The organism is Streptomyces adustus (genome assembly GCF_009377175.1).
Lineage (GTDB): Bacteria > Actinomycetota > Actinomycetes > Streptomycetales > Streptomycetaceae > Streptomyces > Streptomyces adustus.
Genome location: NZ_VJZD01000305.1, coordinates 1 through 10,341, shown reverse-complemented (window position 1 = coordinate 10,341; position 10,341 = coordinate 1). Strand labels below are relative to the sequence as shown.

At 73.1% G+C, this 10,341-nt stretch carries 7 protein-coding genes; 4 read left to right on the top strand and 3 right to left on the bottom strand.

The genetic code is table 11. The annotated features are described in order from the left end of the window. Window positions 1–59 precede the first annotated feature (59 nt). Window positions 60–1,208: a protein phosphatase 2C domain-containing protein gene (locus tag FNH09_RS40995; RefSeq protein ID WP_338017841.1), complete on the top strand. Its 1,149-nt coding sequence runs from the start codon at window positions 60–62 to the stop codon at window positions 1,206–1,208. Window positions 1,209–1,275: 67 nt separating this feature from the next. Continuing rightward, window positions 1,276–3,018: a pyruvate dehydrogenase gene (locus FNH09_RS40990; RefSeq protein WP_152894953.1), complete on the top strand. Its 1,743-nt coding sequence runs from the start codon at window positions 1,276–1,278 to the stop codon at window positions 3,016–3,018. A gap of 88 nt (window positions 3,019–3,106) precedes the next feature. Here FNH09_RS40990 and FNH09_RS40985 read toward each other — a convergent pair whose 3' ends face one another. Continuing rightward, window positions 3,107–6,124, bottom strand: a complete 3,018-nt coding sequence (locus FNH09_RS40985) for a glycoside hydrolase family 38 N-terminal domain-containing protein (RefSeq protein WP_162469850.1) — start codon at window positions 6,122–6,124, stop codon at window positions 3,107–3,109. A 307-nt stretch (window positions 6,125–6,431) separates the two neighbouring features. On the opposite strand from FNH09_RS40985, the gene FNH09_RS40980 reads away from it, so the two are divergent. Then, window positions 6,432–6,854, top strand: a complete 423-nt coding sequence (locus tag FNH09_RS40980) for an ATP-binding protein (protein ID WP_420802834.1) — start codon at window positions 6,432–6,434, stop codon at window positions 6,852–6,854. Between the two features lie 84 nt (window positions 6,855–6,938). Here FNH09_RS40980 and FNH09_RS40975 read toward each other — a convergent pair whose 3' ends face one another. Both FNH09_RS40975 and FNH09_RS40970 read right to left on the bottom strand, forming a co-directional pair. Continuing rightward, window positions 6,939–7,982, bottom strand: a complete 1,044-nt coding sequence (locus FNH09_RS40975) for a DUF2637 domain-containing protein (RefSeq protein WP_152894950.1) — start codon at window positions 7,980–7,982, stop codon at window positions 6,939–6,941. 323 nt (window positions 7,983–8,305) lie between these two features. After that, the gene (locus tag FNH09_RS40970; protein ID WP_152894949.1) at window positions 8,306–9,139 is read right to left on the bottom strand and encodes a (2Fe-2S)-binding protein; all 834 of its coding nucleotides are present in this window, start codon (window positions 9,137–9,139) and stop codon (window positions 8,306–8,308) included. A gap of 165 nt (window positions 9,140–9,304) precedes the next feature. Here FNH09_RS40970 and FNH09_RS40965 point away from each other — a divergent pair, with 165 nt between their 5' ends. Beyond that, on the top strand, window positions 9,305–10,246 hold the full coding sequence (locus FNH09_RS40965) for a GntR family transcriptional regulator (protein ID WP_338017840.1): 942 nt from the start codon (window positions 9,305–9,307) through the stop codon (window positions 10,244–10,246). Window positions 10,247–10,341: the final 95 nt, after the last annotated feature.

Sequence of the window (10,341 nt, the reverse complement as noted above, 5' to 3'; positions counted from 1 at the left end):
GTCTCCCGCCGCCCGGCCCCGCGCCCGCCGACAGCCCCGCAGCCTTCCCGTCCGGACCCGTGCCGCCGGGGTTCCACCAGCGCATCCCCCAGGAGCGCACGAACTCGGTGACCGGCCCCGCCGTGACCGGCGCGGGCCCCGCCGGACCGCCCTCCGCCCCGCGCTCCGACGCCGCCCTCACCGCCGACGGGCCGCGGCCGGGCACCGACACCCGGCTCGGCCTCCCCGTCGTCGACCGGGCCGGCCACCGCGACCACGTGGGCTCCGGTCCACCCACCTACGACGCCGAACCGACCGCGCTCCCGCCCGCCGACCCCGACGCACTCGACGACCTGGTCTCCGACACCGTGCTCGACGGAGCCCACTACGGCGCCTGCACCCTGCGCGCCGTTTCCGCCCGCGGCGACTCGGCCCGCTTCCGTGGCGAACCGCGCCGCGACGCGCTGCTCACCGCACGCTTCGGACAGGGCGACGCGGCCCTGGTGCTGGTGGCCATGGCGACCGGCGCCCGCGCCACGACCGGGGCCCATCGGGCGGCCGCCGAGGCCTGCCAGTGGATGGGCCGGGCCGTGGGCCGCAGCCATGCCCGGCTCGCGGAGGACATCCGGGCCGGACGGCGCGGCGAGCTCAAGTCCGGCCTGCACCGCCTCACCGACCGCAGCCTCGGCAAACTCCGCGCCAGTGCCACTCTCCAGGGCGTCGACCCCGACGAGTACACGGCCGACCTGCGCTGTCTGCTGCTGCCGGCCGACCCCGACTGCCGTATCCGGGTGTTCTTCGGAGTCGGAGAGGGCGGACTGTTCCGGCTGCGGGGCGGCGAATGGCAGGACATCGAGCCGCGGGTCACCGAGACCAGGGGCGGACCGGTGGTCGGCTTCGGCTCGCCGCCCGCCGAGACCCCCGAGGGTGACCGGCTCACCATGGACCTGGGCATCCCGACCCCGCCGAGCCCCTACGAACCCGCCCCGCAGGCACCCCGCGAACCCTTCCGCTTCCGGGCCTCGGTAGCCCGGCCGGGTGACACCCTGCTGGTGTGCACCGGCGGCCTCGCCGAGCCGCTGCGCGGCGAGCCCGAACTCTGCGGATACCTCGGCGAGCGGTGGTCGGCGGGGGAGGTGCCCGGTCTCGCCGCGTTCCTCGCGGACACTATGGTCCGGGTCAAGGGATACGCGGACGACCGTACGGCGGCTGCCGTCTGGGAGGCGTGACGGCGGCGGCTGTGTCTCCATGGAAGCCGGAGGCATCCGCAGCCGACCGGGAGGACAGCCGACAGCCATGGCCAAGCAGAACGTCGCCGAACAGTTCGTGGACATCCTCATCCGCGCCGGCGTCACCCGCCTGTACGGCGTGGTCGGCGACAGCCTGAACCCGGTGGTCGACGCGGTCCGCCGCAGCTCCGCCATCGACTGGATCCACGTACGCCACGAGGAGACGGCGGCCTTCGCGGCGGGCGCCGAGGCCCAGATCACCGGGAAGCTGGCGGCCTGCGCGGGCTCCTGCGGGCCCGGCAACCTGCACCTGATCAACGGCCTGTACGACGCCCACCGCTCCATGGCCCCGGTCCTGGCCCTCGCCTCGCACATCCCCTCCAGCGAGATCGGCCTCGGCTACTTCCAGGAGACCCACCCCGACCGGCTGTTCAGCGAGTGCAGCCACTACAGCGAACTCATCTCCAGCCCGAAGCAGATGCCCAGGGTGCTCCAGACCGCCGTCCAGCACGCCATCGGCCTCGGCGGGGTCAGCGTCGTCACCCTCCCCGGCGACATCGCCGACCTGCCCGCACCCGAGAAGACCTTCGAGACCGCCCTCGTCACCGCCCGCCCCACCGTCCGGCCCGGCGACACCGAGATCGAGCGACTGGTCGAGATGATCGACCAGGCCGATAAGGTCACCCTGTTCTGCGGCAGCGGCACCGCGGGCGCGCACGCCGAGGTCATGGAGTTCGCCGGGAAGGTCAAGTCCCCCGTGGGCCACGCCCTGCGCGGCAAGGAATGGATCCAGTACGACAATCCGTACGACGTCGGCATGAGCGGACTGCTCGGCTACGGCGCCGCCTACGAGGCCACCCACGAGTGCGACCTGCTGCTCCTGCTCGGCACCGACTTCCCGTACAACGCCTTCCTCCCCGACGACGTGCTGATCGCCCAGGTCGACGTCCGGCCCGAGCACCTGGGCCGGCGTTCCAAGCTGGACCTCGCGGTGTGGGGCGATGTGCGGGAGACCCTGCGCTGTCTCACCCCGAAGGTGCGGCCCAAGGACGACCGGCGCTTCCTGGACCGGATGCTCACCAAGCACGCCAACGCGCTGGAGGGGGTGGTGAAGGCGTACACCCGGAAGGTGGAGAAGCACGTCCCGATCCACCCCGAGTACGTGGCGTCCGTGCTGGACGAACTCGCGGACGACGACGCGGTTTTCACCGTCGACACCGGCATGTGCAACGTCTGGGCCGCCCGCTACGTCTCGCCCAACGGCCGTCGCCGCGTCATCGGTTCCTTCTCCCACGGGTCGATGGCGAACGCGCTGCCGATGGCGATCGGCGCGCAGTTCACCGACCGCGGCCGGCAGGTCGTGTCGATGTCCGGCGACGGCGGGTTCGCGATGCTGATGGGCGACTTCCTGACCCTGGTCCAGTACGACCTGCCGGTGAAGGTCGTGCTCTTCAACAACTCGTCCCTCAGCATGGTCGAGTTGGAGATGCTGGTGGCCGGTCTGCCCGCGTACGGGACCACCAACAAGAACCCCGACTTCGCCGCCGTCGCCCGGGCCTGCGGTGCCTACGGGATGCGGGTGGAGAAGCCCAAACAGCTCGCCGGTGCCCTGAAGGACGCCTTCGCGCACAAGGGACCGGCCCTCGTCGACGTCGTCACCGACCCCAACGCCCTGTCCATCCCGCCGAAGATCAGAGCGGAGATGGTGACCGGCTTCGCACTGTCCGCGTCGAAGATGGTCCTGGACGGCGGCGTCGGCCGGATGCTCCAGATGGCCCGCTCCAACCTGCGCAACGTGCCGCGCCCTTGACGCCCCGCCCCGACGGTACGGCGTCCACCGGGGCCAGGACGAGGACGAGGGCGAGGGCGCGGGTGCGGGACCTGCCGGACGGCCGGTTTCAGGAGCGGCGCAGCCGCAGGGTGCGGATCTCGAACGGCCGCAGGACCGCGGCGGGGTCCGGGCCGTCGGGCAACGGCTGTTCGAGCAGGTCGGTCACCTCCGTACGGTCGACCGGGAAGTCCGCCGTCAGCTCGCAGCGGGCCCGCCCGCCCCGGGACTCGTACAGCCGGACCACCACGTCCCCGCTGCGGTCGTCCGCGAGCTTCACCGACTCGACCGTCACCGCCGGGTCCGCCACCCGCACCAGCGGCGCGAGCGACGGCGCCTCGGCCGACCGCAGCGGCAGATTGAGCGCCAGCCCCTCGGCGACCGCGTCCCCGACCGCCGCGCCCGGCAGCAGCGCGTACGTGAAGCGGTGGGTACCGAGGTCGGTCTCGGGGTCCGGGCTGTGCGGGGCCCGCAGCAGGGTCAGCCGTACGGTCGTGCCGAGGCCGCCTTCGTACGGGGTGCGGGTCACGTCGTGCCCGTACGTCGAGTCGTTGAGGACCGCCACGCCGTAGCCCTGCTCCGCCACCCGCAGCCAGCGGTGGGCGCAGATCTCGAACCGGGCCGCGTCCCACGAGGTGTTGGTGTGCGTGGGGCGGTGCACATGCCCGAACTGGATCTCGGCCGCGGAGCGTTCGGCGTGCACGTCGAGCGGGAAGGCGGCCTTGAGGACCTTCTCGGACTCCTGCCAGTCGACGTCCGTGACGACGTCGACGCGACGGCTCGCGGCCGTCAGCCGGATCTCCTGGCTCAGGCGCGAGGCGCCGAACGTGCGGGTGATCCGCACGGCCGCCCGCAGCGGACCGTCGGCCACCAGCTCCACCGCATCGGCCTCGGTCAGGTCCGTGTGCCGACGCCGGTAGTGCCGGTCGATGTCCCAGGCGTCCCACGCGTTGGGGTGGTCGGGGTGCAGCTGGAGAAGGTTGCCGGGGCCGCACAGGACCTCCCGGCCGGCCACCAGGTCCCGAACGGACGTCAGCAGACCGTCGGCGCCGACCCGCACACGCAGCCACGCGTTCTCCAGCACGAGCGTGTCGCCGTCGCGCCACGCGCGAACACCCTGCGCAGGCGTCTGTGGCGGCACCGCGGCGCTCCCCAGCCCCGGTACCGTCACCACCGCGTCCCCGACCACCTCGGTCCGCTCGTACGGCGAGGCGTTGAGGACCACCGGCCCGCCCGGGCCCAGCGCCCGCACCGCCCCGGCCGTGAGCTCCGCCAGCTCCGCCAGCACGCGGGCGTACGTCTCCCGGGCCTCCCGGTGCACCCAAGCGATGGACGAGCCGGGCAGGATGTCGTGGAACTGGTGCAGCAGCACCGTCTTCCACAGCCGGTCCAGCGCCTCGTACGGGTAGGCGTACGACGTACTGCGCACGGCCGCCGTCGCGCACCACAACTCGGCCTCGCGCAGCGCGTGTTCGCAGCGCCGGTTGCCCTGCTTGGTCTTCGCCTGGGTGGTGTAGGTGGCCCGGTGCAGCTCCAGGTACAGCTCGCCCGACCACACCGGCGCCTGCGGCCCGTACTCCTGCTCGGCGGCCGCGAAGAAGACGGACGGCCGCTCGATCTCCACCCGCGGCGAGCCCTCCAGGGAGCGCAGCCGCCGCGCCTTCTCCAGCATCTCCCGGGTGGGGCCGCCGCCGCCGTCGCCCCAGCCGAACGGGACCAGGGACCGGCTCGCCCGCCCCTTGTCGGCGAAGTTGCGTTCGGCGTGGGCGAGTTCACGGCCGTGCAGCTGGGAGTTGTAGGTGTCGACGGGCGGGAAGTGGGTGAAGACGCGGGTGCCGTCGATGCCCTCCCACCAGAAGGAGTGGTGGGGCATCCGGTTGGACTGGTTCCAGCTGAGTTTCTGGCTGAGGAACCAGCGGATTCCGGCCAACTTCGCGAGCTGCGGGAAGGCGGCGGTGTAGCCGAAGGAGTCGGGCAGCCAGATCTCCTCCGTCCGCACGCCCAGTTCCTCGGCGAAGAAGCGCCTGCCGTGGGTGAGTTGGCGGGCCAGCGCCTCGCCGCCCGGCATGTTGGCGTCCGACTCCACCCACATCGAGCCGACCGGCGCCCAGTTGCCGTCCTGGACGGCCTTCCTGATGCGCTCCCAGATGTGCGGCTGGTGCTCCTTCACCCACGCGTACTGCTGGGCCTGCGAGCAGGCGAAGACCAGTTCGGGGTAGTCGGCGGCGAGCGCGGTGACATTGGCGAAGGTGCGGGACGCCTTGCGGACCGTCTCGCGCAGCGGCCACAGCCACGCCGAGTCGATGTGGGCGTGCCCGGTCGCCGAGACGCGGTGGGCGCTCGCCGAGGCCGGACGGGACAGCACGTCCATGAGGGCCGCGCGGGCCGCCGCCGCGGTGCCGGGCACGTCGTGCAGATCCAGGGTGTCGAGCATGTCCTCCAGGGCGCGCAGGATCTCGTGCCGGCGCGGCCGCTCCGCGTCCAGCTCGTACATCAGCTCCGACAGCACCTCGACGTCGATGACCAGGTGCCATACGTCCTCGTTCAGCACGGCCAGCTCGGCGGCGCGGAACCGGTAGCAGGGCCGGTCGCCCGCGGTCAGTACGTCTCCCAGGCGGGTCGGTTCGAAGCCGCCGTGCAGCACGGCGGGGTTGGCCGCCGCCTCCAGGAGCAGGTCCACCGGTTCACCGCCCCGCGCGGGACGGCCGACGGTCAGGTGCCGGTTGCGGGGGTGGATTCCCTTCAGCGGTACTCCGGAGGTGTCGAAGAGCAGCCCCTCGGCCTGGAAGCCGGGGCCGTCGCCGGTGAACCCGGGGTCGATCACCGCCTCCACCCGGCGGCCCGCCCACTCCTCGGGCACCCGGCCGGTCAGCCGGAACCAGCTCGTCGACCAGGGCTTTCCCCACTCGGTGCCGGCCGTGAACGGCTCGTAGGCCGCCCGCAGGGCCTGCTCCACCGGCACCGGCTCGCCCGGTACGTGCCACACGGACAGCTCCAGCGGCACCGCGGGGCCGTACTGCGCGGGCCGCAGGAACTGTCGCAGGGCGCGTTCCAGGCGCGCCTCCACCAGGGCTCGGTCGTCGTGCACGGCTCTCTCCTCGGCGGCTCGGACGGCGCTGTCGGAAGTCCTGTACCCCTCCGGACACCCGCGCTGACACGAGTCCGCGTGGCCGGTCCGCCGCCGAAGGCGCCGTGGGCATGGCCGAAGACCTGATCGTCGGGGATCGGGCATGAGTGCGGCGATGCCGGTGGGGCATGTCTTCCCGTGAACGTGTTCGAGCTGGAGGGGAACCGACATCGGCGCGCGGGCGGGGGCCATGACGAGGCAGGCACGAGGGAGCGGTCCCGTGGCGATCGGGACCACCTCGGTGGAGGCAAGAGCGGACGCGGGGAACGTGGGGGAGGAGCCGGAGGACGCCGGGCCGCGGGCGCAGCCCTCGCAGCTGCGGCGCAGACTGGGGCGGGCGGACCTGCGGGCGGTGCCCGAGGCCCGCAGGGCGCTGCGCGAACTGCTGCGGCACTGGGGGAAACCGGGCCGGTCGGAGATCGCGGAGCTGCTCACCAGCGAGCTCGTCACCAACGCGCTCGTGCACACCGACCGCGAGGCCCTGCTGACCGCCACCGTCGGGCCGGACGGACTGCGGGTGGAGGTACGCGACTTCGTGGCCGGGCGGCCACGGCCGCGGGTCCCGGCGGCGCAGGACGGCACGCACGGCCGGGGTCTTCTCCTGGTGCAGTCGCTCGCGTCCGCGTGGGGCGTGCTGCCGCACGGGGTGGGCAAGTCGGTGTGGTTCGAACTGGACGCGGAGGCGGCGTGAGGACCGTGCGGGTGGACGAACGGGAGGGGGTGCGGCTCGCCGGAGCCGCACCCCCTGCCGTTGTCGCCCGGTGCCGGGCCCGGCTCAGCCGAACTGCTGCTCCAGGTCCTTGAGCTTGCGCTCCAGGTGGTCGAGCCGCGGCAGCGCCATGGTGTCGTCCTCGGTGGTCAGGTCGACGGTGATCGGGTCAGAACCAGTCCGTACGGGCTGAAGGGACGGCCGTGAGCGCGCGGGCAGCTCCAACTCCGTTGTCGATATGGCAGGCTCCGCGGCGGCGCGCTCGGGGCCCCGCTCCAGGGCCTGGGCCTCCAGCTGGCGGCCGCCGCGCCCGACGAACCCGCGGTGACCCCGGCTGATCGCCTTGAGCTGTGCGCGCTCCACCCGCTCCTTGTCGCGCCGCAGCAGCCGGGCGGCCTCCTTCTGGCGCTTGTCCTCGCGCACCTCGTCGACCGCCTCGTCCAGCGAGCGCACGCCCTCCAGCAGCATCAGCGACCAGGCGCTGTACGTCTCGCGCGGCGCCCGCAGCCAGCGGACGATACGGATCTGCGGCAGCGGACGCGGCACCAGACCCTGCTCGCGCAGCGCGGCCCGACGGGTCTGCTTCAGCGCACGGTCGAACAGCACCGCCGCGGACAGGGACATGCCGGAGAAGAACTGGGGGGCGCCGTCGTGGCCGATGCCACGGGGCGCGTGGACCCAGTTGAACCAGGCGGCTGCGCCCGCGAACGTCCACACGAGTATGCGGGAGCCGAGGGCCGCGTCGCCGTGGCTGGCCTCGCGCACCGCGAGCACGGAGCAGAACATCGCCGCGCCGTCCAGGCCGAACGGCACCAGGTACTCCCAACCACCGGAGAGGCCCAGGTTCTGCTCGCCGAAGCCGACCAGGCCGTGGAAGGAGAGTGCCGCGGCCACGGCCGCACAGCAGAACAGAAGTACATAGGAGGCGGTGCCGTATATGGCCTCCTTGCGCCTGCGGCGCTCTTCGCTGCGCTCCCACGAGTCGTCCGCGCTCGTGTCCTTCCCCGAGGAGCGCTTGCCACGCGCCAGCACCGCAACCGCCGCCAGCATGCCCAGGAGCAGTACGGCGCCGGGAAGCAGCCAGTTCAGCGATATGTCGGTCAGTCTCATCTGGGGTCCCTTGCATTGGGATAGGGCGTAACGCCCGCCATAGTGGCCCAAGTCCACCGGCCCTCAGGGGGTTTCTGGGCAAGAGGCCGCCAAGGAGGTGCAGGGGGATACCGAGGGCGACACTCTGCTCGAACTGCCGCATGAGGGGCAGGAGTTGAGTTCGATTAACACTACCCGTAAGGGTGGTTCCACGGATAGTTCCTGCGGCAAGTGAGGAAGTTGTGAATCCCCGGTAATCGTAGCGGGGTCGATTCGCGTCGGTCTCGGAGGGTCTGGCGGTGCGGTCCTCGGTCTGACGCCCGGTCAACTCGCGGCGGTGGCCGTCAACTCGCGGCGACGGCGGTCAGCTTCGCGACCCGGTCCGCGTCACAGGTGCGCGGGCAGGTGGCGCAGGTGTCCTGCGGGCGCACCGTGTAGAACATGCAGCAGCTCGCCCGGTCCCGGGTGGGCAGCGGCTCGCCGTCCGGCCCGGTCAGCTCGCGGAAGGCGGCCGAGCCGACGTACGGCCTGGTCGCACCCGGCAGCAGCGCCTCCAGCTCGCGCATCGCGCGCCGCTCCTCGCCGAACAGGTGGGCGACGTACCAGAGCCCCTCGACGATCTCGTCGGTCACCATGCCCCACAGGGCGCGCCCGCGCCGGCGCATCGGCGGACCGAACCCGGCGAGCACGGGTTCCATGTGCTCGGCGACCGCCGCTCGCACCTCGGCGCGCAGCGCCTCCTCGTCGGCGACCACCCGGGCACCGGGCAGCGCCGCGGCAGGGTCGCCCGGCAGGCAGGCGAAGGAGGCGACGCGCACGGCCATCCGGCCGGCGCCGCGGTCGTACGAGACATGCGTCACGGGCAGGCGGGGCACCCTGCGGTGCAGGAACCAGGGCACGGTGATCAGCAGGCAGGCGGGCCAGGCGTACCGGTGCAGTCCGAAGCCGGCGACGACGTCCGGCCGGGCGCGCTGTCCGTAGTCCCGCAGCACCTGGGCGTCGTCCCAGGCCAGGAAGGCCTCCAGCCCGCTGCCTCCGTCCGCGAGGGCGGCCGCGCCGACCCAGCCGCCGCCCGTCGGGGCGGCCTCGGGGCCGCTCGACTCGGTCGCGGTGAGCCCGGGGTAGACCTCGGCGAGACGGGCGTACGCGTCCGCGACGGCCGACAGGGGCAGGGGCATACCGGACCACCGATTCACGGTCGACTGCGGACGATTAAAGGTAAGGCTTACCTTACCCTGCGCGCCCGGGATTTGAACGAGGCGGATCTGCGCCTAAGGTGCTTGACGGACGAGTAACAACCCGTCGTAATGGCCCCAAGTACCGACAAGCCCGGAGGAGAGTCCGTGGAGCAGAGCATGCAGGGCTCCAACGGGCCGCAGGTCGCCCCGCAGGCGCGGCTCGGAGACATACGGGTCCCGGTCCAGCCGCGGGCCGCGGACCGGGACCGGATCCGTCAGGAGCCGCCGGGCGACGCGGCCCGCGGTGAGCACACGCACGCCGAGCCGCCGATGCCCCAACCGCGCTCCGCCGTGACCCGTCCGACGCCGTCCCATGTCGCCGTGCAGCGGTCCGCGGTGCCGTACCTGGGCGATCTGGACTCCAACGCCACGCGTCCCGTCGGCCCGCGCCCCGCCGTGCCGCATCCGGCCGTCGCGCGGCCCGTCGTGCAGCGTTCCTCGGTGCGCGGCCAGATCGTCGACGCGCTGCGCACCGCGCTGGTGGCCGGCGAGCTGGCACCGGGCGAGGTGTACTCGGCACCCGCGCTGGGCGAGCGCTTCGGGGTCTCCGCGACGCCCGTGCGGGAGGCCATGCAGCAGCTCGCGCTGGAGGGGGCCGTCGAGGTCGTCCCCAACCGGGGGTTCCGGGTGATCGAGCGCGACGCGCGTGAACTGGCCGAGCTCGCCGAGGTCAGGAGTCTGATCGAGGTCCCGGTGATGCTGCGGCTGGCCCGCGCGGTGGCGCCCGAGCGCTGGGCGGAGCTGCGCCCGCTCGCCGAGGCGACGGTACGCGCCGCGTCGACCGGCTGCGTCGCGACGTACGCCGAGTGCGACCGCGCCTTCCACCGAGCGGTGCTGTCCCTCGCGGGCAACGCCCAGCTGGTCCGGATCGCCGAGGACCTGCACCGGCGCGCGCAGTGGCCGCTCGTCGGGGGCGCCACCCGGCAGCGGCGTGCGGAGCTGGTGGCCGACGCGTCGGAACACATGAGCCTGCTGGAGGCGCTGATCGACCAGGACCTGGACGTGGTCCGGTCCCTGGTGCGCGAGCACTTCGCCGGCGCCGGCTGACCCGACCGCGCCGGCCCGCCGCCCCGCTTCCACGGGAGCCCGACCGGCCCGCGCTCCCGTATCGCCGCCCCGCCTCCACCGGGGACTTACCGGCC